This is a genomic window from Sediminispirochaeta bajacaliforniensis DSM 16054, assembly GCF_000378205.1.
Classification (GTDB): Bacteria; Spirochaetota; Spirochaetia; order DSM-16054; family Sediminispirochaetaceae; genus Sediminispirochaeta; species Sediminispirochaeta bajacaliforniensis.
Genome location: NZ_KB899411.1, coordinates 25,254 through 49,651 on the forward strand (window position 1 = coordinate 25,254; position 24,398 = coordinate 49,651).

Sequence of the window (24,398 nt, forward strand, 5' to 3'; positions counted from 1 at the left end):
GTCAGTCCAGTCGCGCTATCCCCTTTTCCTGATCCAAGGCCCGGGAGAGATCATAGAGGCTCGTGAAGCTTCTAACCCCGTTCTCATCCTCCACTTCCCAGGTGCAAAGCGTCTCTGCACGACGGATACGTATCCTGAAATCGGCATGCTCCCGATCACCATCCTCGACGGAAGCCACGCCGACACGGGAAAGAGCGCGACCGGTCCACATCTTAATTGGTGCCTCCGCCTCGTCCGAGAGATCAACAACGGCACGAGCCAGAACAGGACGGTCGGCAACAAAGGCCCCAAGCTCCCGATTGAAGCTGACCCCTTCGCCATGGAAAACCTCTTCCAGCACGCCGCTTAACACCAAATCCTCGGGAGCTCCGAAACGCATTCCCCCTCTCTGTTCCATAAGCCACACCCTGTCGCTTGAACGGAGCACGAGTTCGAGATCATGGCTGGAGAGCAGGATAGAGGTCCCTTCCTCCCTGGCAATGGTGCGAAGGAGATGCATGAGTTCGACCCGACGGGTAAGATCGAGAAAAGCAGCAGGCTCGTCGAGAACGAGGAGCTCCGGCTCCTGCGCCAGAGCCCGTGCAATCATGACCTTTTGGAACTCTCCATCGGAAAGATCGGAGGCCCTCACGGAGGCAAGATCTTCTGCTCCGACCAAAACAAGAGAACGGTCAACGATAGCCTCATCCTCTTTTTTCGTCCCCGTACCATAACGCCTGTGGGGATAGCGTCCCATGGAAACAAGTTGCCGCACGGTAAGAAAGCCGGAATCTGGGCGGCCGGTAAGAACAACTGCAATAGAGCGGGCACGATCCCCGGCGCTTATCGAAAGAAGCGGGACCTCGGAAAGATAGATACTCCCCGACAGAGGAGGAATCACCCCTGTCAGGGTCTTTAACAACGTTGATTTCCCGGATCCATTGGGTCCGATAAGGCAGACCATCTCACCGCGATACAGTTCAAGATCAGGCAGTCGCCCGAGAATTCGCTCGCGATGCCGACTGCGGTATCCGGTAACCAGGGCATGAGTGGACAGAATCGGCTTCCGCATTACAGGGCCCCCGAGCCGCTTCGCTCCCGCAGGAGCACATACATCACCACGGGTGCCCCGAAGAGGCTGGTGACGGCGTTTAACGGCAGGGAAAGATTACTGCCCGGCAGCCGTGCTATCAAATCCGCAGCAAGAGCAACCGAAGCCCCCGAAAGGGCGGAGGCGGGAATCAGAGTCCGATGATCCGAAGCCGAAAAGATCCCCCTGGCAAGATGGGGAACGGCAACGCCGAGAAAGGTAACGGGTCCGCAGAAGGCCCCGACGGTTCCGGCAAGAAGAGCGGTACAAACTATCATGGCACCCCGTACAGCAATGATCGGAACTCCCATGGTTACGGCATAGACCTGTCCAAGGATCATCACATCGGAGGGGCCGGCAATCATGAACGAAACAAACAGGGCAAGACCGAGGACAGGAGCCATGACGGCCAGATGGTCCCAACTCGTGGAGGCAAAGCTCCCGAAACTCCAGGTGATATAGGAGTGGATCTGCTCGGCAGCGGAAAAATGGATCAGCAGGGTAACGAGGGCATTTGCGGCATAGCCAAAAAGGATGCCAAAGAGCAGGAGCACGGTGACGGAGGCCACTCTTCTGGAGGCAGCAAGAATAATCAAGAGAACAAGCAGAGAGCCGCAAACCGCGGCAATGGCGAGGCTCCAGCGCCCGGCACCGTTAAGCCCGGTAAGCAGGCCGGCGCTGCCTCCGATACCACTGCTGAGAACCACCAGGGCGACCCCAAGGTTTGCACCCGCATTGATACCCAAAACAGAAGGCCCTGCAAGGGGGTTTCGGAATAACGTTTGCATGAAAAGACCGCTTACGGAGAGAGCTGCCCCGGCTAAAAGGGCGGTAAGAGATCGGGGAAGCCTGAATTCGACGATGATGGTTCTCCATTGTTCGGGAACCCCACCGGTAGTATATAGCGCTCTCCACACCGTAGACAAGGGAAGATCCACCGAACCGAAGAGGATTCCAGCCAGCAAAAGAAGCAAAAGAAGCAACAGCAATCCGCTCCATTGAAAGATTCTATTCATTACCGCCCCTCCTTAGAAAGCGGGCGATAGTAGACGAAGTGGTGGTCGGGCAGAAGGTCGGGATGAAAGATGGCAACCAGATCGGACAATATCAGATCGGGGCGAATGATTCCCGACCCATAAAACTCATTGCCGCCTCCCGGGGTACGCGCCTTATCGTTATTGATCACCGCCCCGTTTCGAACCGCCCGAAAATCGGCGAATCGAGGGTCGGCGGCACGAACATCACCAAGAGAACTCCAACCGTATTGGTGGAGCCATATATCGGCATCATACGCCCGAAGAAAAACCGCTTCCAGGTCAAGAGAAACGCTGCCGGTTCCCGGAACATCGTCCCATAGATAGCGCCCCCCCGCATCTTTAATCAGGCGGGCCATATAACTCTCCCCTCCGGGAACGGTCCAACTGCCTCCGAAGGGATTGTTGAGGAGGACCGTCGGCCTATCGGAAAAAACAAGATCCGAGGTAAGCTCAGCCGTTTCGCGATAGCGTTTTTCGATCGTGGAAAAGATTTCCTTTGCTTCCTGCTCCTTACCAAAAAAGAGTGCGATAAATTTGATCCATTCCGCCCGCGCAAGGGGAGATGCCTCGAGATAATCGCCATTGAGTACGGCCGTCAGCCCCCCCTTTGCAAGCAGCGGTACCAGGTTCCACTCCCCGGAGGCACCGGTAGTCATAACGATATCGGGTGCTGCCATGAGAAGCCGTTCGATATCAAGTCCGGGGCCGTTGCCGACTTCGACAATCTTTCCGACATCAAAACGTTCTAAAATCTCCTCATCCCCAACAGAGCTCATTGCATCATGGGCGACAACGGCATCGGCAAGCCCCAACATCACCAGGGGATGAAGATAGGTTGAGGAGAGGGTTGCTATGGAGTGCACCGGAATTCTGACAGGAAGAGCTCCCGCAAACTCCGGAGTATCTGTATCAACCTCACTATCCGGCGGAAGTAAAAGATAAAGGGCGGGGGCCGCCGCAGCACCAGCCCAGGAACGCTCTACCGAGAGAAGGGCATATTCGCCGGAACCAGAGGTTCTGTAACGGACGGAAAATCCCTTTGCATAGCGGGGTGAAATCCGAAAAACGGGATCCTGCCAATATGCCCCGTCCCCCTTCCGCTCGACGGGAACCTCCACCGCCACGACAGACGAAGAAGGTTCCGGCACTCCGGATGCAAAAAGATATGGAGGAAGGAAGGCGATTTTCAACAGACAAAGGATAAAAACAGTACGTAAAGATGGTTTCAAGCAGCCATACTCCTTTCCGCTTACTTTCGACTGTCCAATTATTGTAGTCGCTCCGCTGTTTCTTGACCAGATGCAGGAAGAATACAAAAGTATTGATTCTTCTGCCTGAGCGCCGTACTATCTTTTCATGAACAACTACGACACAACACCGGACAGACGGGGAACGGGGTCGATCAAATGGGATCAAAAACCCCATGAAAGCGCCCCCGAACAAATTCCCCTATGGGTTGCAGATATGGATTTTCCGACTCCGGAAGCGGTAACCAAGGCCATTGCCGAACGGAACAGCCATCCCATATTCGGATATACCATGGCAGGCGACGGTTATTACCGGGAACTCGACAGATGGTTCTCAAGGAGGTTTGATTTTTCGATAGAAAAAGAGAGCGTTACCATATCCCCGGGAATCGTTCCGGCAATACATGCCGCGATAAGGGCCTTTACCGAACCGGGAGACGATGTCATCATCCAAAATCCGGTCTATTACCCTTTTGCTTCGGCTGTTACTGATAATGGCCGAAATCTCATGGTCAATAATCTTGTTGAAAGACACGGATACTACACCATGAATCTTCAAGAGCTCGAAGAGATGGCCGCCTCTGCAAAATTGATGGTCCTTTGCAGCCCGCACAATCCTGTCGGAAGGGTGTGGGATCCCGGAGAGTTGGAAGATGTTGCCCGCATCGCGAAACAGCATAAGCTTATCGTGGTTTCCGACGAGATTCACTGCGATTTAGTCATGCCTGACGCTCCCCGTCGCCACACACCCTTTCCTCTGCTGGATGAGGGAGTCGCGGAACAGACAGTTCTCTGTACGGCACCGAGTAAGACCTTCAATATTCCGGGACTTGCAACCAGCAACATCGTCATCACCGATAGTCGGTTGAGAAAGCGTTTTCGCGAGGAACTCAAGCGAAGTTGCGGTGATCTGCCCAATTGCTTCGGCGCCGTTGCCTGCGAAGCAGCCTACCGAGAGGGCGAGGCATGGCTCGAGGAGACATTGAAATACATTATGGGTAACAGGGATGCCTTGACCCTTTTCCTAAAAGAAAATATCCCTGATATCACCGTCATGCCCCTGGAGGCGACATACCTGCTTTGGCTTGATGTTCGGCCGATTCTAGCGAAGAGCAGTTTGACAAGCTCGCAGCTGGAACGCTTATTCATCGATGAAGCGGGAGTCTGGCTGGAATCGGGATCGCTCTTCGGCACTTCGGGCGAGGGTTTTCTCAGGGCCAATATTGCCTGCTCAAGAACGCTTCTACTACAGGCTTTTGAGAAGGTGGCGGCGGTTCTGCAAGCATAAGGTATTGCATTTTTTTGAAAAAAAATGCAATATCGAATAGTGATGGCGCGTTATACTGGCGCTTTCATTGATAATGACGGATGAAATAACGGAAATCTGTGAAAATCAGATGCGGGCGTGCCGCCGTAAGCGATCATGACAAGGTCGTAAGCCGGAAGACGATTTTATCCGTCAGGGGTCACTTCGACCTTCATTACCGCATCTCTCACGTACAGGGAACGGTAAAGTGACATGCTTGCAACCAATCGCAAAAGCAGGTTTCGTCTCTTTACCTCCTTCCGGAGGCTACATGAACCACAGATTCATTTCAATCGTCATTCTCGTTTTCACCCTTATATTGTTTGGGCTCATTCCCATCTGGGCCGGGGAAGAGGCAGAAAACGGAGAAGCATCAAAAATCAGCGTTGTCGTAACCGCAAACAGGGTTCCGACGAAAGAGAGCGAGACTACCGCGGAGGTGACTGTCATCACTGCCGATGAAGTACAAGAAAGCGGAGTTACATCTATTGTCGATCTGCTGGAAAGGGTCCCCGGGGTTCAGTTCCGCAGTGATTCCACAACGGCAAAGAGCCAAATTTCCATGGGCGGTTTCGGAGAAAGCTCCTTCGGCAGGGTTGTGGTAATGGTAGACGGGAAACGGCTCAACAATCCCGATATGAGCTCGATCAACTGGCAGTCTATCTCGCTGGAATCCATTGAGCGGATCGAGGTCCTCCACGGTGGGGGTTCGGTACTCTACGGAAGTGGAGCAATAGGTGGCGTCATCAATATCATTACAAAAAAGCAAAGCGCCCCCCTGTCTCTGAGCATCTCGAGCACCTTGGAAAGTTACCAGAGTTTTATGGAAGCCCTCTCCGCCGGGGTTGCGAAGGGAAGTGGATCACTCTGCGTCAGCGGAGACTATTATTCGAGCGACGGCTATCGGGATAGCAGCGAACAACAGGCAGCCCACGGGAAAATAACAGGAAGCCTTTACCCCACGAGCAACCTGGTCCTTGATCTCGGTCTCGGCTACAGCTACAACTATTACCAGATGCCGGGCGGTCTTACCAAGGATCAGTTCGAGGAAGATCCCACCGAGGCCGTCAATCAGGCCGACGAGTCTACCGAACACATCCTCTCGGCAGATCTTCACGGCGAATATCAGGCAACGGACAAGCTGCTTTTCGATAGCCTCCTGGCCTATGAGTATAAAAATTTCTCCCCGGATATGCCGTCATGGGGTAGCTGCTATTACGACAACATCTATCACTCGCTAAGTTTTCAACCCCAGGCAAGCTTCGAAACCACTGCCGGGGAACACTACCCTATCACCATGGTTTCAGGAATCGACACGAAGTACAGTTATCTCGACTCCAGCACATACGATTCGGCCGAACGAAATAACGCCACGGCCGAGACAGAGGTTTCTCTCCTTTCCCTTGGAGGCTACACGAATATGGAGGTTAAGATCGGCGACAGCATAGGGGCTTCCGGAGGTTTCCGTTTTGACGGTGCCGATATCTTTACCGACGATGATAATGCGTGGCACATCGGCCCGGCTTGGTCCATAGGCCTGCGCTGGAACCCCGACGAAAATTCAAAACTCTATCTGCGTCACGAACGGGTCTTCCGTTATCCCTTTACCGATGAACAGATAACCTACGGAACATTCCTTCCCGACCTGGAAGCGGAAAAGGGCTACCTTTTCGAAACGGGGGGCTCGCTAAAAATTTCTTCCCTGCTCGAAATAAAGGGCCGGGCCTATCTCAATCTCATGAAAGATGAAATTGTCTATAATACGGCCACCTCTCAAAATGAAAACATGGATGAGACCCGGAGAATCGGCGGCGAGACAGAGTTAACGTTGAAACCGAAACCATGGCTGACCATGACCGGCTCTTACGCCTATGTGTTACCGACCTTTATACACGGGGACAACGAAGACAAAGAAATTCCCCTTGTTTCCAAGCATGTAGCCGGAGCATCGCTGCTCTTTGCCCTCCCCTATCGATTTGAAACGGAGCTTGGAACAAGCTACCACGGCTCCTCTTACCAGGGGGGTGATAATGCCAATACCCAGGAAAAGGTCGACGGCTATGTTATAGTCGATGCATCTTTACGCTGGAAACCCACAACACGAATGGGTAACCTTACCATCATCTTTTCAGTCGATAATCTTTTGGATGAAAACTATGCATCCTACGTCTATTACAACAGCTGGTCGGACACCAGCAGCTATTACCCAGGTCAGGGAAGATCATGGACCCTGAGCGGACGCTATAGCTTGTAGATAAGGATGTCGGCAAAGGTGTCTGAGCAGCTTGAAGAACACAGGAGGCAGGCGGTGGCGATAGCCGCGGCTGCCTTGCTCCATGCTCTCTTTTTTCTTTGCTTCGGAAGATGGCTGGATGGTGCACTCTTTCAAAATCCATCCCACATGGAGAAGCAGATCTCCGAGCTCTATCTGGATCTCGGATCACCCGAGCAAAAACGTGTTGTCACTCAGGACAGGCCAGAGTCCCTGCCCGATTCGGGAGATCGGGAAACTTCCCCGCCGAAAGTAGAAACACCTGCCGTTCAAAAGCAAGACGAGGCACCGGCAAAGGTGGGTTCAAAGTCAACAGAACATCAACAAACGTACGACTCATCTACACACTCCCGCGCTTTACAAGAGCCAGAAACGATACCTCGTCCTCATGAGGGAACGGCAGGAGGAAGGGAACAGGCATACCGTCACGTCAATGAAGGCTCAACAGAAACCGGGGAGGAAGCGGGCGCCGATAATGTAGCCGATGTTTCCGACCTTTTCCTCATGATTCTCAAAAACCGCATATCACGAAACTTCACCTATCCTCCCATAGCCAGAAACAGAGGAATAGAAGGCCTTGTAGCGGTAAGGCTTTCGATAGCGCCCAACGGAAGCCTCGAAGAGTGCCTGCTCCAACGCTCTTCAGGAAGCTCGCTGCTGGATAAAGAGGCCCTTGCCCTTCTCAGATCGCTTTTCCCCTTCGACATCGCTCCCGGCGAACAGATACAATGTTCAATCGAGGTAGAGTATACCCTCAGCGACAGCTAATTCGATAAAGCAATCCAGTGAAGCAATCCCTTTTCTCTTGTTTGAAAAAAGGCTTCGAAGTATACTGCTTTGGCACAATAGCAACAACATGAGCTTTTCGAAAGGATATAGCATGCTCGACCCGTCACTACACAATCACATAGCAGAAATGATGACAAAATCACTAAAACCTGACCAAATAGATGAGCTGGGATCTCTTCTTATGAACCACTATTGCTCCCATACCATCCTGGGCCTCGATCCCCATATAACCGTTCCGACCAGGAAAGCGGCAACTGCCTTTATCCAGGAATGTGAGCAAAAAGGATATGAAGAACGGCTTTTGAAACTTCTAATAGAAATCGACGGAAATCAGCTTCTCGGGAAAACCGTGAATCTCGAAGGCATCGAAGAGATGAGAAACATGATGATCTATTCGGGGATAGTTTACGATGAAAAGAAGCGTAAAATTCGTAAGCTCAGGGAAGATCCTTCGGAGCTTTCAAATTGGGGTGCCTTAAAGAAGGGAAAGCGTTACGACATGACCATTGCGAGTGTCGATATTGTCGGGAATTCTGCCATTGTAAAAAAGCACGGAATAAAGAAGGCTGAAAAGCTTTATTTCAGATTCTGGGCCTTTTTGCGAAAGGTTTTGGAGGATTACGATGGCAGAATCTGGAACTGGGCAGGAGACGGCGGTATTCTCGCTTTCACCTTTAAAGCGCATCAGCAGCGTGCCGTGATGTTCGCCCTGGAGGTGCAAAGCCTCATCGGGGTTTTCAATGCCTCCCCCGACAAGCCGATCAACGAAATCATTCGTCTCAGGATCGGCCTGGATACCGGGAAAGTAAAATTCGCAGATGAAACCGGACAGATCGTTTCGGAAACCATCAACTATGCCGCCCACTTGGAAAAAAACGGTACCGATCCGGGCAGCATATCCCTATCGGATGAGCTGATCGGCTCCCTTCCGAAGTCTTTACGTTCTCTTTTTAAGGAGAACGGGGTTTTTGAAGAACGAACGGCCTGGAAATATAAAGGAGCGCTTCAATGAAACGACTCTATCTCATGCGCCATGCAAAGCCGGAACATGGCGATGGTAAACGGGACTTCGATAGAGAACTGACCACTCAGGGCCGTATGGATGCCGAGGCAATGGCCGCCCGGCTCATAGAGCTTAGCCCGCTGCCACGTCAAATCTTCTGTTCCGAGGCTGCCAGGGCCCTTGAAACCGCCCGCATCATGGCAGCAGCCCTCCCCCAATGTTCCACCCCCGTCCCGCTTGCGGGACTCTACACAGGAACAGCAGACGATTATCTGAACCTGATAGCGGGCACGGCATCGGCCCCGGCCGTTATTGTCGTGGCGCATAATCCGGCGATGGAACAACTTGCCGCTTTTTTCGAGAACAGCAACACGGGAATGTCTGCGGGAGATATTGTTTGGTTTGATTTTCCCATCGACCAGTGGGAATCACTCAACGCCGGATTAAGGCCGTTATCCGGAGGACGACTTCATCGGGATTCTGCGCGTAAAGCGAAATGAGCCAATAATGGATGCGGCCAACTCCTACGCGCTTTTTTCCTATATCCTCTGGGCAATGATAGCGGAAGCCTTGCCTTTTCTCCTTTTGGGATCGCTGATTGCGACCATTGTTCGCTACTATCTGAAACCCGAGACCATAGAGCGAATCACGGCGGTACCGATCTTCGGAATTTTGCTTGCATCACTCATAGGACTGATATTTCCCCTCTGCGAATGTGCCATCGTACCTGTTGCACGCAGCCTGAGAGAAAAGGGGCTCTCTCCCGCGGCCGCTTACACCTTTATGATAGCGGTGCCTCTGATCAATCCGATAGTCATTTTTTCAACCGCCTACGCCTTCAGAGGAGAAGCTAAGGTGATCGCCGGCAGGTTCATCCTCGGATGGGTGGCCATTCTGATTATCGGTGCGCTGTTGTTGCTCATTCTGCCCTCCCCCAGCGGTGAAAAGAAAAAGCATCTACACCACAAACACAGCGGGGACAATCATGACACCAGTTGCGGCTGCGCAAGCTGCAGTTGCGAAGCAACGCTACATGAGAAGCACGGCATAAAGGCCTTTATATCGTCGGTCGCCGGAGAGTTTTTTTTCATGGGGCGATATTTTCTCCTCGGGGCCGTGATCACCGCTGCGGCACGAAGTTTCATCCCCATGGAATCGCTCATGAAGATTGGGAGGATTCCGATCCTTTCCGAAATTATCATGATGGTGCTGGCTTTTCTCTTTTCGGTCTGCTCCGAAGCCGACGCCTTCATCGCCAGAGGCTATCTGCCGTGGTTCTCACAAAAAGCGATACTGGCGTTTCTCATTCTCGGTCCCATGCTCGACCTGAAAAACACCCTTCTCCTTTTCCGTTCTTTTCCTCGGCGGGAGGTCATCCTTCTCATCATCATTATCGTGGGAACGGTTTTTGTAACGGCGGCTATAGCATGAGGGGTTCATGGATTACGCGGCTTGCCTCACTCTGCTATGCGGCAGTTTTTCTCACGCTTGTGACCACCGACCGGGTAAGGTTTCTTCTCGCCCCCCGCTACATCCCTGTGCTGCTTGCCGCATCGGCCTTGTTTCTTCTCTTTGCCATCACAGGCGCTCCAGCGCCGAAGGACGGCATGCTGGCCTTTTTCCTCCCCTTGCTTTTTCTTCCGGGAATCTATACTGCACGGTTTCCGGAAGCCTCGGGGAGCCAGGCCGTATCCATCGTGAACAAACAGAAGCCGGCGGTTCAAAGGCAGGAAGAAGCGGAAGAGGCGATTCCGCAGGAGGGGCCTATCGTGCTGGACCAGGAACACTACTACTCGTGGTACCAAGCGCTCTATGATCATCATGAAGCCTATATGGGAAGAGAGATCACGGTCGACGGCTTTATCCATACCGGAGCAGGACTTCAGGAGGGGCAGGTATTGCTCGGACGAATGCTGATGTGGTGCTGCGCGGCGGATGCTCTTACCATCGGTTTTCTGATACACAACCCGGAAGTATTGCCTGCCATAACAGAAGAAAGCCAGTGGTATCGGATAACAGGGCGCATCACCGAAACCAGCTATTACAACCCCTCAACGGGAGAAAGCTACAGGGTTCCGGCAATCGAAACAGAGCGCTGTAGCCCTATACCGACGCCGGAGCTTCCCTGGGTGTATCCCGACCTTTAGCACAAGAGAAAGTATACCGCAGACAACGATTCCTCTATCGCTATTTCAGACGATCGGGATTCAGGGCCTGGAAGGCTTCATGGACGAAGCGGCCATCCTTCCGGACCAATTCGCCGTCGATGCTGATCTCACCGCCGCCCCACTCCGGCCGCTGAATGCAAACGAGGTCCCAGTGGACCGCACTGCGGTTCCCGTTGTCGCAGTCGTCATAGGCGTTCCCCGGTGTAAAGTGAAACGACCCCGCAATCTTTTCGTCGAAAAGGGTATTGTCCATGGGACTTTCGATCCAGGGGTTGCATCCAAAGGAGAATTCCCCGATATAGCGTGCCCCTTCATCCGTATCAAGCACCTGGTTGATACGTTCACTGTCATTGGCCTTTGCCTCGATGATCCGCCCCTTTTCAAATCGAAAAGAGATATCACGGTAGGTAAATCCATCCAGAGTAGAAGGAGTATTATACAGGATCGTCCCCTCAACGCTCTCACGAACAGGACAGGTATACACCTCCCCGTCGGGAATGTTGGCGCTCCCGTCGCACTTGACCGCAGGAAGGCCCTCGATAGAAAAGCGGAGATCGGTCCCAGGCCCGGTGATGTGGACCGATTTTGCCTGGGAAATGAAATCCGCGGCCCGATCCATGGCCCGGCTCATTGCCGCATAATCGACTCCGACGGAAACTCGATAGTAGAAATCCTCAAAGGCCTCGGTGGACATTGCCGCCTGATACGCCATGGTTGGCGTAGGATAACGGAGCACAACCCACTTCGTGTGAGGCACCCGAATACCGAAATGAACGGGCTGCACGTAATCGGTTCGATAGAGGCTGCGCTGATCGGCACCGATATCCCCCATCTCCAGCTCGTTCCAGGAAGCCCTGATCCCAATATAGGCATCCATCTTTTTCATGCGGTCCGATTCGGTCTCAGCAAGCGAGGCAATGCTTTCGGCACTTGCTCCCGCCGCAAGGGCCCGCTGGACCCGTTCACTGGTCATATTAACGATCGGATGTCCGCCCACCGCATACACTGCACGAATCAGTGCTTCCACCATTTCAACAGGAACATCGACGCTCTGAATCAGACAGCGCTCCCCCGCTTGCAGGCGGATAGAGTATTCGACCAGCAGTTTCGCCAGCTCATCATGTCGTTGATCTTTCATTTCTTGCCGCTCCTTACGGATTTTTTTATATTAATACAAGGAGGTGTTTCTATGTCCGATATAGATTCAATCGCCCCGAATACATACCCCAGCCCGGTTCCCGGCCCGGTGGAAGAAGTTCCTCCAGAGGAAGAAGAACATCCACCTGCCGAGGCTCCCGATACACATCACTATGAGCAATGGGACGACCAGCGAGGAACCCGGATCGATACCACTAGATAAACTGTCCCACCTCTTCTTCCGGAAATGATATATGCTCAGCACCCATCATCGCGGCAATCCGCTGAAGGGATGAGAGAATAAGGTTTTGTTCCCATGTTTCAAGGGTCTGAAAGCTATTGATAAAATCGGCCTGAAGCACCGAGGGATTGGTTTTCAGTATCTCCTCTGCCTTATCGGTGGTTCGTACAATGACCCTCCGCTTGTCGAGGGTACTGCGTTCCCGGGTTACCATACCACGCTTTTCAAGACGATCGATAATATTGGTGACTGTAGCCTGGCTCAGGGAGACCTTCTTCGCCACATGACCGATGGTGATATCCGTACCCGATCGAATTTCTTTCAGAATCATGAGTTGCGGGCCGGTAAGCCCATATTCCTTGCCAAGCCTCTTTGAATGCATATCGATTGCTCTAATGATACGACGAAGCGTAACAAGCACATCGTAGCTGATATCATAGTGTTCAGGCATCCATCCGACCTCCGAAACGATCTCTACCGTTATTCTACATGGTTTTCATTTTTCCGGCCAGTCTTCTTTACAGCTCTAAAGAAATCAATCTATGGAATTTTTTCCCTGATAATATATTTAGCAGTATATTTTATTAAACATAACACTATAAACATATATTGTTCTTAAAACGATAAAAACATAATATAATTACTATTATTGTAAACAATTAAATTATACATAACATACTTACATCACAAATTTTAAATATCCTTTCATTGACCAATCTTCAATAAATTGTTTATACTAATAAACACAATTCAACATATAGGGAGGGCGTATTAACCTTTCGACCTATCTTCATTATTATGGGCCGACCTTGTTGCTGCAGTTTCTCCAGCATCTCAAGGTTGTGCTTCTCAGCATCCCCTTCTCGATTATCATCAGCGTACCCATTGGTTTTTTCATATCGGGCAAGCCAAAATTGGCAAAGATCATCATATATATCTGCAGTATTCTGATGACCATCCCCAGTCTGGCACTTTTCGGAATCATGGTGGTTGTTCTGGCGCCTGTCAAACTCGGCATCGGTATAACCCCAGCTATTCTGGCAATCATGATGTATTCCCTTTTACCAATCATTCGAAACACCTATGCAGCCCTCAATAGCGTGTCTCCCCGGATGATCGAAGCTGCAAAGGGAATCGGCCTGACCGGACAGCAGATACTCTTCCGCATAAAGCTCCCGCTTTCGATTCCGGTCATCATGGCAGGGGTGCGAAACGCCATTGTACTCGGCGTCAGCGTTGCTACATACGCCTCCCTGGTAGGAGCCGGAGGTCTGGGCTATTTCATCTTCAGTGGAATCGGACGAGCCAACTTTCTTATGGTGCTTTCCGGAGCCCTTGTAGTATCGGCCCTCGGTATAGGAATCAACATGCTTCTCATGAAGGTCGAAGAATTGCTAACCCCTCGCGGATTGAAAATCACCCCCGTATCGGAGCGTATAGAATGATAGAGCTCAAACGTGTAACCAAACGATTTGATAAGAAACTTGCAGTAAAAGACCTCTCTATGACCATCGAACAGGGAAAGATTACCATGCTGATCGGTCCTTCCGGGTGTGGGAAAACCACAACGTTGAAAATGATCAACCGGTTGATTGACGCAACCGAAGGGGATATTACGATCTCCGGGCGTTCTATCTACGATCTCGATGCGGTACAGCTACGAAGAAGCATCGGTTACGTCATTCAAGAAACAGGACTCTTTCCCCATATGGACGTCTTTACAAACATAGCGATGGTACCGAGGCTCATTGGATGGGATGAGCGGAAAATCAAAAACAGGGTGGATGAACTGCTGCATCTTGTGACCCTAAACGGCAGCTACGTTCATAAATATCCCTTGCAGCTCTCCGGAGGAGAAAGACAGCGGGTGGGTCTCGCACGTGCCCTTGCTGCCGATCCGGAAATTTTACTTATGGACGAACCCTTCGGAGCCATTGATCCGATCAATCGCTCTCGCCTGCACGACTCTTTCTTATCGATTCAGGAAAAGATAGAAAAGACCATTGTCTTCGTTACCCATGATATCAATGAGGCGATAAAGCTCGGCGATAAGATTGCAATCATGCAAAACGGGAATCTTGTACAATATGACAATGTAAACAACATCCTGTACGAACCTGAAAACAAATTTGTAGAAAAACTCCTTGGTCATGACCGAAACATCAAGGCCCTTGTCCTGAAGAAAAACAAAGACTACATCGTTACCACGGGATATGTGCAGGTACACAAATCGGATAAGCCGGAAGCCGTTATCCGAAAGATGGAAGAAAAGGGAAAGCGGGTTGCGATCGTCACCGACAGCGAAGAGAAATTTCTCGGCCTTTTCGCTCTGGAAAAGAGCAGAAAGGATCCTCAACCACACCTCTCATTTATCGACAACGCGGTTACGGTAGAAAAAAACAACAACCTCCAGGAGACCTTCAGCCTGATGATTGATGCAGGGGAGAGTTCGCTCCCTGTCGTCACCGAGGGCAACCGCTTCGTCGGAGCTATAAACCTCGAAGACATTTTCAATGAATTCAAAAAGGCACAGGAGGATTGATGTCGATAGTAGCATATGTCTCGGAAAACCGGGAACAAATACTTGCCCTCGTAGGGCAGCACCTGGTCCTTTTTTCCGTTTCAATCCTGTTCACCGTGGTTATAGGACTTGCCGTCGCGATTGCCGCCAGCAATGAGAAGAGGAGGAATCTCGGCAGAATCATTCTAACGACAACAGCGGCGGCCCAGGCCGTTCCCTCTATTGCCGTCGTAGCCCTCGTATTCCTGATTGTCGGCATCGGTATGAGGCCGGCCATCATTGCACTTTTCTTCTACAGCCTGGTCCCTATTGTATTCAATGCGACCAGCGGCTTACTGAGTATCGATACCAAAACAATCGAAGCGGCCAGAGGCATAGGACTGACCGACCGCCAAATCTTATGGAAAATTAAGTTTCCTATGGCCAGCCCCGTTATCATGGCCGGCATACGAAGTGCCGCGACTATCAACGTGGGAACCGCCACCGTTGCCGCGGTAATCGGCGGAGGCGGATTGGGAGACCTTATTTTTATCGGACTCAAACTTAATAAAAACTACATCATACTTACGGGCGCACTATTAACCGCACTTATCGCAATTATCGTAGATACCTTCCTTGCCGTAATGGAACGGCGAGTGACGCCGAAAGGATTAAAACTCGGCCGATAAGGCAAAGTTTTAATATCGAAGAACACTATCTGTACAAAAAGGAGAAGATCATGAGACAAAAAGCCAAACTTTTTGCGGCCTTTGCTATTGTCGTCCTTACATCGGCCATCCTATTTCCGGGATGTGCAAAAAAAGAGGAGACGGGAAAAGAGGAGCAAAAGGGAACACTAACCGTCGGAGCAAAGAATTTCACAGAACAATACATCGTGGGCAACATGATGGCAGAACTTTTAAGGAATAAGGGCTTCGAGGTAAAGGAACAGTTCGGCACAGGAAGCAAGATTACCAGAGACGGTCTTGACACAGGACAGACAGATCTTTATGCCGAATATACAGGTACAGCATGGTCCGTATACCTTGGGCATGACACAACAATTACCGATCCGGAAACACTTTATACAAAGGTAAAGGAAGAGGATCTGTCCGAGCACAATATTGTCTGGCTCGATCGATGGGAGCTCAACAACACCTACGCCCTTGCAATGAAGCAGGACGAAGCGAAAGAGCTCGGCTTCGCCTCAATAGGTGATCTCGGTAGCTACGTTTCCAAACAGCCGGAGGCACTGAATTTCGGTATCGATCAAGAGTTTTACGAACGCCCCGATGGATTCTTTAAAATGGTCGAAACCTATGGCTTCACAGTACCCAAAAAACAGGTAAAAACCATGGATGTGGGGCTTTCCTACGAAGCCCTGGATCGAGGTCAAGTTGATGTTGCCATGGTCTTTGCCACCGATGGTCTCTTAAAGAAATACGGCCTAAGGGTTCTTTCCGACGATAAGAACTTCTTTCCCGTCTACAACCTCGCGGTAACCGTGCGAAAAGAGATCCTCGACAAACACCCCGAGATTGCCGATATCATGAAACCCCTTGCCCAGCTCCTTGATGACACAACAATGCAGGGTTTAAATTATCGGGTCGATGCGGAGGGGTTACCGGCTAAAATGGTGGCAGAAGAGTTCTTGAAAGATAATGGTTTAATTGAATAGATATGTACTGTTCCGAATCCTGGTGATTTCATCAATCGGCATGAGAGGAAAAAGAGTAACATAGTCAATCTACCACACCCATGAGCCGCAGAGCTCTTCTGCCCGGCTCATGGGTTGATTTTTTCTTACGTTTACATTTCAAGAGATCTTGTTTTAAAACCGTATCCCACCACATCATGCACATCATGCATAACCATAAACACCTTGGGATCTTCCTCCAAAGCAATCCGTTTTAGAACGGCGGTCTGTCGCATATGAAAGGTTACATAGATCACCTTGATTCCTTTTCGCGAATAAGAGCCCATGCCCCTCAGGAACGTCACCCCCCGATCCATCTCCTCGTAGATTCGTTCCTTTATCCGTTCAACCGCTCCGTCGTCCATAGAGATAATATAGGCAGCCTTCACCCGACTAAAGCCTTCGGTCATGATGTCCGCAAAGCGCGAGGAAAGGAAAAGGGCAAAGTAGCTCCAAATGATTATATTGATATCTCTAAAGACAAAGCCGGTAAAAAGAATGATGACCGACTCGATGATAAGGTAGCCATTTCCAATCGAGATATTGAATTTCTTTTTCATGAGAGCAACGGGAATATCGGTCCCCCCCGTAGAGGCTCTGCTCTTAAAGATAAGACCGATACCTATTCCCATCAGAATCGAACCGGCTATGGCCGCAACGAAAACATCATCAGTAAGGGCCCAGTCGAGAGGATCGGTCAGAACACCATTTTTTGTATTGTATTTTTCAATGAGATCCCGCATAAGATTCCAGCAGTAAAGACGCTTGGGTGCCACAAGATCGGTCATAAGAGCACTGACAAAAAAACCGACAAAGGTTCCAAGGCCGAATTGCCTGCCGACAAACACTATTCCCATAATCCAGAGGGGAAAATTCATGATGATCATGCTGATTCCCATACTCCAGCCGAACATGTGATAGAGAATTTGACTAAGGCCCCCTACTCCGCCGGGAACAATTTTAAAGGGGACCAAAAACCAGGACAGCCCGATTCCATATACAAGGCTGCCGGCAAAAATCCCGCAGAGTTGGCGAAACAGTGAAAAAAAGCTATGCTTTCGCATCACACCCTCGGACATACACTCCTCCCACTATTTAAAACAAGAGCCAGATTGCGATCAGGGAACCTCCAAGGAATAGATAGTTGTGCGCTTTCAGCTTCTCTCTCCAGACAAAGGCACTGGTGATGCTGGTAAGGACGATGATGGAGATACCGTTAAGCGGATAGGCAATCATCCCCGGAAGCAGCTCAACAGCCTTCATAAAAAAGACTGCCGCATGATAATTTATCAAGCCAAGGATCACTCCCAGAAAAACAGATCTGAAAGTGATTCGGTTCCTGCGAATTCGAATCCACAGAATGGAAAAAAGAAGCGAGATAATGTAGACGACAAAAAGGAAAGAGTTCGTATCGAGAGAGAGGTAAAACTCACTTTTCAATTTGAATGCGAGATCATTCATGCCGAAAAAGAAAAAGAGGGCGAGGGCCCAGCCAAGACCTCCATGGACCAGGCGACGCAGGTTCTGGCGATCGGGAACCTCATCTCCCGAAAGCGGGATAATGGCAAGCGCAAGAACCAGCCCTATGGTTTGCTTCCAGTCAACGCTTTCGGAAAACAGCAGGATGGAACAGAGGGTTGGTATGACGAGGGAAAGCCGCCCCAAAGAAACAGTAATCGAAACCCCAAGCCTTGGAATCGCAAGATTCATCACTGCGTAACAGAAAACAAAAAGTGTGCCCAACAGTACGGCAAGAAAAGAGGCGCCGAGGTCCATACCGGAAAGAGAAAAGTGATCGGATCGTATGATGCTCAATACAATGGCAACCACATAATTTGTCATCAATATGGGATAGATCGGCAGGTCCCGCTTTTCCCGGTATTTAAAGAGATGGCCAATAAGAACGGCACATGCGACGGAAATGAAAAGATATCCCATACGTTAACCTTTACTCGCTTAATCGATTTCAGCGTAGTGCTTAAGAACGGCAAAAAGATCGTCAAGGGCGCGGCAGTGGGTCCGTTCGTAACCATGACTTGCCGAAACCCCAGGCCCGATTAATCCGTGACGCAGGTCGTTACCCGCAGAAAGTGCGGCATCGGCATCACTTCCGTAAAAGGGATAGACATCCAGCGCAAAGTCGACATTGAGCGAACGAGCGGCAGCGGTTAATCCTTGCAGAACCTTCCGATCAAAGGGCCCCCTGGAATCCATGGCGCATATGGAAATCGTGGTATCGGAACCGGAAAGGTCCTCTCCGACCACCCCCATATCCACTGCAACAAATTCTCCGACATCGCTTCCGAAACCGGTTGATCCTCCATGACCGACCTCTTCATGAAGGGAGAAAAAAAGCGACAAACGCCGCTTTGGATGAAAAGATCCGTCCGCGACTGCGTCGGATAAGGCCAAAAGCACCGCTACGGCAGCCTTATCGTCGAGATGCCGGCTTTTGATAAAGCCTGTCTCGGTGACGACGGTCCTCGGATCAAAAGAAATCCAATCTCCGGGAGCAATTCCAAGCTCCCTGCACCGGACATCAGAATCGATACATTGATCAAGGACGATTTCGAGATTTTCATCACTTCGCTTGGCCTCCGAAGCATCCTTGCTTGCATGAACGGAAGGGTTGGAAAACTGCACTGTGCCACTATAAGACAGCCCTGATGCAGTATGGACCACACAATTCTCCCGCTCGACAGAGTGGTCGGGGTAAGAACCGATCTTGGCAAAGCGAAGCCTTCCGTTGGATTTTATCGTACGGACCATGGCCCCCAGGGTATCAAGGTGAGCGGAATAGACCAAAGGTCGCCCCGCTCCTCCAAGATGACACAACAACTCTCCCTTACGCATTCTCTCACATACAAATCCAGCGGCCGAAAGTCGCTTTTCAAGCTCATCTGCAAGAGGCTCGGCAAAGCCGGTCGGCGATGGAAACGCACAGAGATATTTCAACCGTTCAAGGATTGTTTTCAGTACAGCGGCATCACGGTAGGAGTAACTCATGGCAGAAAGTGTATCTCATTGTTGCACTTTGTTCCAGCAAAATAAAAACCGGCGGCAGCGGCTGCCAATGCAATCCAAGAAAACGAAACGCATATGCTCATAGCTCGAGCCCTATTCCGATTCCGAAAGATTCCAGACCAAATCCCAGATTATTTTCATCGAGGCTGAGAGCTCTTCACTCTCAATGATCAGGCCGTAGCCTTCCTTGTTTGACGAAGCAATACCCAGCCTACCGTCGTATATATACAAACTGATGAAATCCGTCCGACTTGCCTGCGGAAAAAAACGAACATTTCGCAAGTTTTGCCGGCTGCCTTTCAGAAAGTCAAGATCCACTTCAGCATTCCTTACCCTGAGAGAATTGGACCAGATTCCCCGTTCAATCCGTTTCGTTACGAAATTCTTTAGATAATCTGCTCCAAGCAGGTCGATCATTTTTATCCCGACATCAAAATAGAAATATTCACCCGACCTGATTTCCAAGAGTTCATCATGTATCTGTTTGAGTCCGGACGGACCGTCGAAGTATCTGATATTCGGCTTGTTCGGGCTGTTTTCGTACATCGTTCTCAATTCCGGCAGAATGCGATCAATCATATTGAGAGTCTGGCGCGGTTGTTCTTTGAGATTTTCGGGATCAAGTACATAAAAGTATCTGCTCCGTGACTCCTTGTTGTTGACTGCAATCAGCCCGCGATGCATGAGATCGGTAGAGATGTCATAGACAGTTGTACGCTTTATTCCGGTCTCACGTGAGATTTGAGCGGCATTCGCCCGGCCCAGCTGCAGCAACGTCATATAGATGGCCGCCTGTTTCTCACTCAAACCTGCCTCTATCAGTTCGAACTCGGTAATCCTCACTTCATGCCTCCAAAGTTGTCGAACATTATCGACAAATCAAAATGACATATCTTAGCATTTAATTATACAATAATGAGTTATTCGTTAGATTGATTCAAAGTAGTTGCATGATTTTCTGACACCTTCTATACCAAGAATAAGATATCTTATAGGAGAAAATCATGAAGAAAACCGCTGTAGTTTTATTCCTGCTTGTGTCGGCACTGTCCGCGGCATTCGCAGGAGGTTAGAAAGAAGATAACGTTCAAGAACTTATTGTGTATACGGCCCTTGAGGACGACCAAATTCCGGTTTACCTAGAAGCCTTCTACAAAGAACACCCTGAAATGGAGGGCAAGGTACATATCGTCAGGGATTCTACCGGTATCATGACCGCCAAGCTCCTGGCGGAAAAAGACAACCCGCAGGCCGATCTTGTCTGGGGTACTGCAGCAACCAGCCTCCTTGTGGCAAAACAGCAGGGGATGCTGGAACCCTACAGTCCCGCAGGTCTGGACAGGATTCTCAAGGGCTTTCGCGATCCCGCAGAGGTTCCGAGCTGGGTCGGAATCGACGCATGGATGACCGGAATTGTCGTCAACACTATCGAAACCGAAGCAAAAGGGCTCCCTCATCCGAAATCTTACAAGGATCTTCTTGATCCGGTTTATGCCGGTTCGCTCGTCATGCCAAATCCTGCCTCTTCCGGAACAGGCTTCCTTACCGTATCCGCAATTCTTCAGCTTATGGGCGAAGACGCAGGCTGGAAGTATCTCGACGACCTGCACAAAAATATTGCGGTATACACGCATTCCGGATCACAGCCCGCCAAGCTTGCCGGTGCGGGAGAGTATCCTATCGGCATCTCCTTTTTCTATAGAGGAGTCAAGCAGAAGAAATCGGGCCAGCCTGTTGTCACCTACAGCCCCGCAGAAAGCAGCGGATTCGACGTTGAAGCAAATGCTCTCATCAAAAAAGATGGTATCAAACCAGAAGCAAGGATGTTTCTCGACTGGGCAATATCCGACAGTGCAATGGAGCAATACGCAAAAAGCTATCCGATTACCGCCGTTAAGAATATGTGGGGAATTCCCGATGGCTTCCCGCAGAATCCGACCGCGCTCATCATCGACAACGACTTCGAATGGGCGGCTTCAAACCGGCAGAGGATATTGGAAGAATGGACAAGAAGATACGATTCCAAATCATTACCTAAAAACTAAAACACGAATTTCAGCTGATGTTGACGAGGGCGGGGAATGTCCCTGCCTTCTATGCATGACCGGAGAAGGATATGAGCGAAAGTTTTTTGAAAGTAGAACATGTCGATAAATCGTTTCAGAATTTCCAGGCACTGAAAGATATTAATGTCGAGGCAGAGGAAGGAGAGTTTCTTTGTCTTCTCGGTCCCAGCGGATGCGGGAAAACCACCTTACTCAGAATAATCGCCGGACTGGAAAATCCGGACTGCGGCAGGGTGTTTCTTGCAGGAAGAGAAGTTACGAAATATCCTGTTGCCGCACGAAATATCGGCATTGTATTCCAGTCCTATGCCCTTTTCCCCAACCTGAACGCGTACGACAATATTGCCTACGGACTGAAACAGAAAGGGATATCAAAGTCAGAAGCGGCGGATAAAGTACATCGTATTCTCGAAAAGGTAGGCTTGGGGAAAAAGGCCAAACACTACCCGGCGCAGCTTTCGGGAGGACAGCAGCAAAGGGTTGCTCTGGCGCGTGCATTGGTTCTTTCCCCGGATATACTGCTGCTCGACGAACCCTTGAGTGCACTTGATGCAAAGGTCAGAAACAAGCTTCGGAAGGAGATCAGGAATCTTCAAAAGGATTTCGGTATTACCACAATCATGGTAACCCACGATCAGGAAGAGGCCCTCACCATGGCCGACAGAGTGCTTGTCATGAATCAGGCAGAAATAATCCAGAGTGGTACTCCCGCTCAGATCTATGCCGAGCCTGCAACATCGTTTATCGCCAATTTTATCGGTGAGATGAATCTCCTGAAGAAGTTTACGGCACAGGATATCGAAGCGCTGATAGACCGGGATGCTGAAACCTACGTTGATGCGGTGAAGATTGCAATTCGGCCGGAAGAAGTAAGGGTCGAAAAATCCGGCACCGGTGCGGAATCGAGGCTGATCAATACTGAATTCCGCGGTTCATTTCTTAGACTGACATTTGAAACATGTACGGATTCCGCGCTCAGGATTGATGCGGATATGTCCCGGGACAATTTCAATCACCTTGCAATTGCCCCGGGAGATTCGGCAGGCCTCATCTTTCCCAAAGAAGCGGTGCATATTTTCCGAGACAAAGAAAATGATTAGAACGGCCCAAGGCCTTGAACAGCGGCTGATAAAGTTGATTCTCATTGTTTTTCTGTTATTTCTTTGTATTTCAGTTGTCTTCCCGATCATCATGCTGCTTGACAGAAGCATGCACGACAGAATGGATAACTTTGTCGGGGCCGCAAACTTTGTAAAATTCTTTACCAATCCCGGTTTATTCACATCGCTGATAAACACACTTTTTGTTTCGGTTATGACGACTGTCATTTCCCTCCCCCTCGGTCTCGGATATGCTTTTTTTCTCAGTCGTTTTGAAATTCGAGGCAGGGTCTTCTTTCGTCTGATTGCGATGGTTCCGCTCTTTGCGCCGACGATGCTGCAGGGGATAGCGCTACGATACCTTTTCGGTAATAAAGGACTTATTACAACCGGTTTTTTCGGCTGGACAGAGCAGGTATTGGGAGTCGGCGGTATCAATATTCACCTGTATGGTCCTGTAGGAATAATCATAGCCGAGGTCTTTTACACCTTTCCCCAGGTTTACATGATTCTGACGATGGCCCTTTCCATGAGCGATGCACGGTTGTATGAGGCCGCCGAATCACTCTACGCAAAGAAACATCGGCTCTTTCTGGACGTAACCCTTCCAGGGATTAAATACGGCCTTATCAGTGCGGCTTTTGTGGCCTTCACCCTTTCGTTTACCGATTTTGGAGCCCCAAAGATAGTGGGAGGAAACTTTAATGTGCTCGCCGTCGGCATCTATAAGCAGGTCGTCGGTCAACAGAATTTCGGGCTCGGATCAACCATCTCGATAATACTTATGCTGCCGACCTTTATAGCATTCCTTGTCGACCGTTACATTCAAAGCAGACAGCGAATGACCTTCTCCTCCAAAGCCGTTCCATTACAGAGAAAATACAACAAGCTGATGTCCAACGTGGGCTTCATCTACTGTCTAATCATCGTTTTGATGATTCTGCTCATAGTCGGTGCAGCAATTTACGCCTCGCTTGTTGTTGCATGGCCATATAATCTAAACATAGGATTGCGCCATTTCAATTTTAATGATGTTGCGGGGAACGGAATTCAGGCCTTCTGGAATTCGATCACCGCGGCACTGCTTTCAGCCTTCATCGGCACGGCAATCGTCTTCTCTTCCGCCTATATGATTGAAAAAATTGTTGAGCTTCCCTGGCTGCGAAAAATTTCCTACTTGTTGTCGATTATTCCGCTGGCTCTGCCCGGGCTTGTCATTGGTATCGCATACATCTTCTTTTTTAATGCACCAGCCTTTGACGTTCTGGGCATGGAGATTCCGAATCCCTTCAACGGAATATACGGAACAATCTGGATAATCGTGTTGGCAAACATCATCCACTTTTATTCGGTCAATTTTCTTACCGCAACCACATCACTGAGGAAACTCGATAAGGAAATAGAAGAGGTCTCAAAATCTCTTGCGATTCCCTTTTACAAGGCCTTCGGCAGAGTCACGCTACCGGTAAACCTCCATGCAGTAATTGAAATATTCTCATATTTTTTTGTCAATTCGATGGCCACAATCTCTGCCGTGATCTTTCTTTACAGCCCGAAATTCAAGCTGGCCTCCGTTCTGATTGTCAACATGGATGATGCCGGAGACATTGCCGAAGCGGCCGCCATGTCAGTACTGATTCTGCTTACCAATATCCTGTTCAGGATGATCATAGCTTTTATACAAGGCAACATCGAAACGTACACGGAAAAATGGAAAAGAAAATGATTTTGACGACAAGGAGA

At 50.0% G+C, this 24,398-nt stretch carries 24 protein-coding genes; 15 read left to right on the forward strand and 9 right to left on the reverse strand.

Features of this window, described 5'->3' with window-relative positions; translation table 11 throughout:
• Position 1: 1 nt before the first annotated feature.
• The 3 genes from F459_RS0106820 to F459_RS0106830 are packed head-to-tail and all read right to left on the reverse strand — an operon-like array spanning position 2 to position 3,335.
• On the reverse strand, positions 2 to 1,051 hold the full coding sequence (locus tag F459_RS0106820; RefSeq protein WP_020611993.1) for an ABC transporter ATP-binding protein: 1,050 nt from the start codon (positions 1,049 to 1,051) through the stop codon (positions 2 to 4).
• Entirely contained in the window at positions 1,051 to 2,085 is a 1,035-nt protein-coding gene (locus tag F459_RS0106825; RefSeq protein WP_020611994.1) for an iron ABC transporter permease, read from the reverse strand. Before F459_RS0106825 ends, F459_RS0106820 begins: the two co-directional genes overlap by 1 nt.
• Positions 2,085 to 3,335 (reverse strand): ABC transporter substrate-binding protein, encoded by a 1,251-nt coding sequence (locus F459_RS0106830; RefSeq protein ID WP_020611995.1) that lies wholly within the window; start codon positions 3,333 to 3,335, stop codon positions 2,085 to 2,087. Before F459_RS0106830 ends, F459_RS0106825 begins: the two co-directional genes overlap by 1 nt.
• Positions 3,336 to 3,462: 127 nt before the next feature.
• Between F459_RS0106830 and F459_RS0106835 the strand changes: the two genes are divergently transcribed.
• The 7 genes from F459_RS0106835 to F459_RS0106865 all read left to right on the forward strand — a co-directional run bounded on the left by F459_RS0106835 (position 3,463) and on the right by F459_RS0106865 (position 10,870).
• The gene (locus tag F459_RS0106835) at positions 3,463 to 4,641 is read left to right on the forward strand and encodes a MalY/PatB family protein (RefSeq protein WP_020611996.1); all 1,179 of its coding nucleotides are present in this window, start codon (positions 3,463 to 3,465) and stop codon (positions 4,639 to 4,641) included.
• A gap of 289 nt (positions 4,642 to 4,930) precedes the next feature.
• Positions 4,931 to 6,913: a TonB-dependent receptor gene (locus F459_RS0106840; RefSeq protein WP_020611997.1), complete on the forward strand. Its 1,983-nt coding sequence runs from the start codon at positions 4,931 to 4,933 to the stop codon at positions 6,911 to 6,913.
• An 18-nt stretch (positions 6,914 to 6,931) separates the two neighbouring features.
• Positions 6,932 to 7,699: an energy transducer TonB gene (locus F459_RS0106845; protein ID WP_245540106.1), complete on the forward strand. Its 768-nt coding sequence runs from the start codon at positions 6,932 to 6,934 to the stop codon at positions 7,697 to 7,699.
• 88 nt (positions 7,700 to 7,787) lie between these two features.
• Positions 7,788 to 8,732, forward strand: coding sequence for an adenylate/guanylate cyclase domain-containing protein (locus F459_RS0106850; protein ID WP_245540107.1), 945 nt, complete (start codon positions 7,788 to 7,790; stop codon positions 8,730 to 8,732).
• Positions 8,729 to 9,223, forward strand: coding sequence for a SixA phosphatase family protein (locus F459_RS0106855; protein WP_020612000.1), 495 nt, complete (start codon positions 8,729 to 8,731; stop codon positions 9,221 to 9,223). Before F459_RS0106850 ends, F459_RS0106855 begins: the two co-directional genes overlap by 4 nt.
• A 7-nt stretch (positions 9,224 to 9,230) precedes the next feature.
• A complete protein-coding gene (locus F459_RS0106860) occupies positions 9,231 to 10,154 on the forward strand; it encodes a permease (RefSeq protein ID WP_020612001.1) in 924 nt (307 codons plus the stop codon).
• On the forward strand, positions 10,151 to 10,870 hold the full coding sequence (locus F459_RS0106865; RefSeq protein ID WP_020612002.1) for a TIGR03943 family putative permease subunit: 720 nt from the start codon (positions 10,151 to 10,153) through the stop codon (positions 10,868 to 10,870). The genes F459_RS0106860 and F459_RS0106865 overlap by 4 nt, the downstream gene beginning before the upstream one ends.
• A 40-nt stretch (positions 10,871 to 10,910) precedes the next feature.
• Here F459_RS0106865 and F459_RS0106870 read toward each other — a convergent pair whose 3' ends face one another.
• A complete protein-coding gene (locus F459_RS0106870; protein ID WP_020612003.1) occupies positions 10,911 to 12,029 on the reverse strand; it encodes an aminopeptidase in 1,119 nt (372 codons plus the stop codon).
• Positions 12,030 to 12,080: 51 nt separating this feature from the next.
• Here F459_RS0106870 and F459_RS23920 point away from each other — a divergent pair, with 51 nt between their 5' ends.
• The gene (locus F459_RS23920; protein WP_020612004.1) at positions 12,081 to 12,251 is read left to right on the forward strand and encodes a hypothetical protein; all 171 of its coding nucleotides are present in this window, start codon (positions 12,081 to 12,083) and stop codon (positions 12,249 to 12,251) included.
• On the opposite strand, the gene F459_RS0106880 is transcribed toward F459_RS23920, so the two are convergent.
• Entirely contained in the window at positions 12,244 to 12,720 is a 477-nt protein-coding gene (locus F459_RS0106880; RefSeq protein ID WP_020612005.1) for a MarR family winged helix-turn-helix transcriptional regulator, read from the reverse strand. The genes F459_RS23920 and F459_RS0106880 overlap by 8 nt on opposite strands.
• Before the next feature lie 358 nt (positions 12,721 to 13,078).
• On the opposite strand from F459_RS0106880, the gene F459_RS0106885 reads away from it, so the two are divergent.
• Genes F459_RS0106885 through F459_RS0106900 form a run of 4 tightly spaced genes read left to right on the forward strand, consistent with a single transcriptional unit; the run spans position 13,079 to position 16,447 of the window.
• Positions 13,079 to 13,714 carry an ABC transporter permease gene (locus tag F459_RS0106885; RefSeq protein ID WP_020612006.1) on the forward strand — a complete coding sequence of 212 codons (636 nt, stop codon included), beginning with the start codon at positions 13,079 to 13,081 and terminating at the stop codon, positions 13,712 to 13,714.
• Positions 13,711 to 14,811, forward strand: coding sequence for a betaine/proline/choline family ABC transporter ATP-binding protein (locus F459_RS0106890; RefSeq protein ID WP_020612007.1), 1,101 nt, complete (start codon positions 13,711 to 13,713; stop codon positions 14,809 to 14,811). Before F459_RS0106885 ends, F459_RS0106890 begins: the two co-directional genes overlap by 4 nt.
• On the forward strand, positions 14,811 to 15,458 hold the full coding sequence (locus tag F459_RS0106895) for an ABC transporter permease (RefSeq protein WP_020612008.1): 648 nt from the start codon (positions 14,811 to 14,813) through the stop codon (positions 15,456 to 15,458). The genes F459_RS0106890 and F459_RS0106895 overlap by 1 nt, the downstream gene beginning before the upstream one ends.
• A gap of 50 nt (positions 15,459 to 15,508) precedes the next feature.
• Entirely contained in the window at positions 15,509 to 16,447 is a 939-nt protein-coding gene (locus F459_RS0106900) for a glycine betaine ABC transporter substrate-binding protein (protein ID WP_020612009.1), read from the forward strand.
• Positions 16,448 to 16,578: 131 nt separating this feature from the next.
• Here F459_RS0106900 and F459_RS0106905 read toward each other — a convergent pair whose 3' ends face one another.
• The 4 genes from F459_RS0106905 to F459_RS0106920 all read right to left on the reverse strand — a co-directional run bounded on the left by F459_RS0106905 (position 16,579) and on the right by F459_RS0106920 (position 20,332).
• Positions 16,579 to 17,544 (reverse strand): YitT family protein, encoded by a 966-nt coding sequence (locus F459_RS0106905; RefSeq protein WP_020612010.1) that lies wholly within the window; start codon positions 17,542 to 17,544, stop codon positions 16,579 to 16,581.
• 16 nt (positions 17,545 to 17,560) lie between these two features.
• Positions 17,561 to 18,403, reverse strand: a complete 843-nt coding sequence (locus tag F459_RS0106910; protein ID WP_020612011.1) for a hypothetical protein — start codon at positions 18,401 to 18,403, stop codon at positions 17,561 to 17,563.
• Positions 18,404 to 18,421: 18 nt separating this feature from the next.
• Entirely contained in the window at positions 18,422 to 19,471 is a 1,050-nt protein-coding gene (locus tag F459_RS0106915; protein WP_020612012.1) for a M42 family metallopeptidase, read from the reverse strand.
• Positions 19,472 to 19,582: 111 nt separating this feature from the next.
• Positions 19,583 to 20,332: a TrmB family transcriptional regulator gene (locus F459_RS0106920; protein WP_020612013.1), complete on the reverse strand. Its 750-nt coding sequence runs from the start codon at positions 20,330 to 20,332 to the stop codon at positions 19,583 to 19,585.
• A gap of 254 nt (positions 20,333 to 20,586) precedes the next feature.
• Here F459_RS0106920 and F459_RS22125 point away from each other — a divergent pair, with 254 nt between their 5' ends.
• From F459_RS22125 to F459_RS0106935, 3 genes are all read left to right on the forward strand, one after another.
• A complete protein-coding gene (locus F459_RS22125) occupies positions 20,587 to 21,534 on the forward strand; it encodes a putative 2-aminoethylphosphonate ABC transporter substrate-binding protein (RefSeq protein ID WP_154651646.1) in 948 nt (315 codons plus the stop codon).
• Positions 21,535 to 21,605: 71 nt separating this feature from the next.
• Positions 21,606 to 22,655, forward strand: a complete 1,050-nt coding sequence (locus tag F459_RS0106930; protein WP_020612015.1) for an ABC transporter ATP-binding protein — start codon at positions 21,606 to 21,608, stop codon at positions 22,653 to 22,655.
• Entirely contained in the window at positions 22,648 to 24,381 is a 1,734-nt protein-coding gene (locus F459_RS0106935; protein WP_020612016.1) for a putative 2-aminoethylphosphonate ABC transporter permease subunit, read from the forward strand. Before F459_RS0106930 ends, F459_RS0106935 begins: the two co-directional genes overlap by 8 nt.
• The last annotated feature ends 17 nt before the right edge of the window (positions 24,382 to 24,398 follow it).

Excerpts from the sequence above, each read along its gene's own strand:
- F459_RS0106915 (WP_020612012.1), bottom strand. The coding sequence starts at position 19,471 with ATGAGTTACTCCTACCGTGATGCCGCTGTACTGAAAACAATCCTTGAA.
- F459_RS0106935 (WP_020612016.1), top strand. The coding sequence starts at position 22,648 with ATGATTAGAACGGCCCAAGGCCTTGAACAGCGGCTGATAAAGTTGATT.
- F459_RS0106820 (WP_020611993.1), bottom strand. The coding sequence starts at position 1,051 with ATGCGGAAGCCGATTCTGTCCACTCATGCCCTGGTTACCGGATACCGC.
- F459_RS0106890 (WP_020612007.1), top strand. The coding sequence starts at position 13,711 with ATGATAGAGCTCAAACGTGTAACCAAACGATTTGATAAGAAACTTGCA.
- F459_RS0106910 (WP_020612011.1), bottom strand. The coding sequence starts at position 18,403 with ATGGGATATCTTTTCATTTCCGTCGCATGTGCCGTTCTTATTGGCCAT.
- F459_RS0106825 (WP_020611994.1), bottom strand. The coding sequence starts at position 2,085 with ATGAATAGAATCTTTCAATGGAGCGGATTGCTGTTGCTTCTTTTGCTT.
- F459_RS0106870 (WP_020612003.1), bottom strand. The coding sequence starts at position 12,029 with ATGAAAGATCAACGACATGATGAGCTGGCGAAACTGCTGGTCGAATAC.
- F459_RS23920 (WP_020612004.1), top strand. The coding sequence starts at position 12,081 with ATGTCCGATATAGATTCAATCGCCCCGAATACATACCCCAGCCCGGTT.
- F459_RS0106930 (WP_020612015.1), top strand. The coding sequence starts at position 21,606 with ATGAGCGAAAGTTTTTTGAAAGTAGAACATGTCGATAAATCGTTTCAG.
- F459_RS0106880 (WP_020612005.1), bottom strand. The coding sequence starts at position 12,720 with ATGCCTGAACACTATGATATCAGCTACGATGTGCTTGTTACGCTTCGT.
- F459_RS0106850 (WP_245540107.1), top strand. The coding sequence starts at position 7,788 with ATGAGCTTTTCGAAAGGATATAGCATGCTCGACCCGTCACTACACAAT.
- F459_RS0106855 (WP_020612000.1), top strand. The coding sequence starts at position 8,729 with ATGAAACGACTCTATCTCATGCGCCATGCAAAGCCGGAACATGGCGAT.
- F459_RS0106900 (WP_020612009.1), top strand. The coding sequence starts at position 15,509 with ATGAGACAAAAAGCCAAACTTTTTGCGGCCTTTGCTATTGTCGTCCTT.
- F459_RS0106835 (WP_020611996.1), top strand. The coding sequence starts at position 3,463 with ATGAACAACTACGACACAACACCGGACAGACGGGGAACGGGGTCGATC.
- F459_RS0106895 (WP_020612008.1), top strand. The coding sequence starts at position 14,811 with ATGTCGATAGTAGCATATGTCTCGGAAAACCGGGAACAAATACTTGCC.
- F459_RS0106865 (WP_020612002.1), top strand. The coding sequence starts at position 10,151 with ATGAGGGGTTCATGGATTACGCGGCTTGCCTCACTCTGCTATGCGGCA.
- F459_RS0106840 (WP_020611997.1), top strand. The coding sequence starts at position 4,931 with ATGAACCACAGATTCATTTCAATCGTCATTCTCGTTTTCACCCTTATA.
- F459_RS0106905 (WP_020612010.1), bottom strand. The coding sequence starts at position 17,544 with ATGTCCGAGGGTGTGATGCGAAAGCATAGCTTTTTTTCACTGTTTCGC.
- F459_RS0106860 (WP_020612001.1), top strand. The coding sequence starts at position 9,231 with ATGGATGCGGCCAACTCCTACGCGCTTTTTTCCTATATCCTCTGGGCA.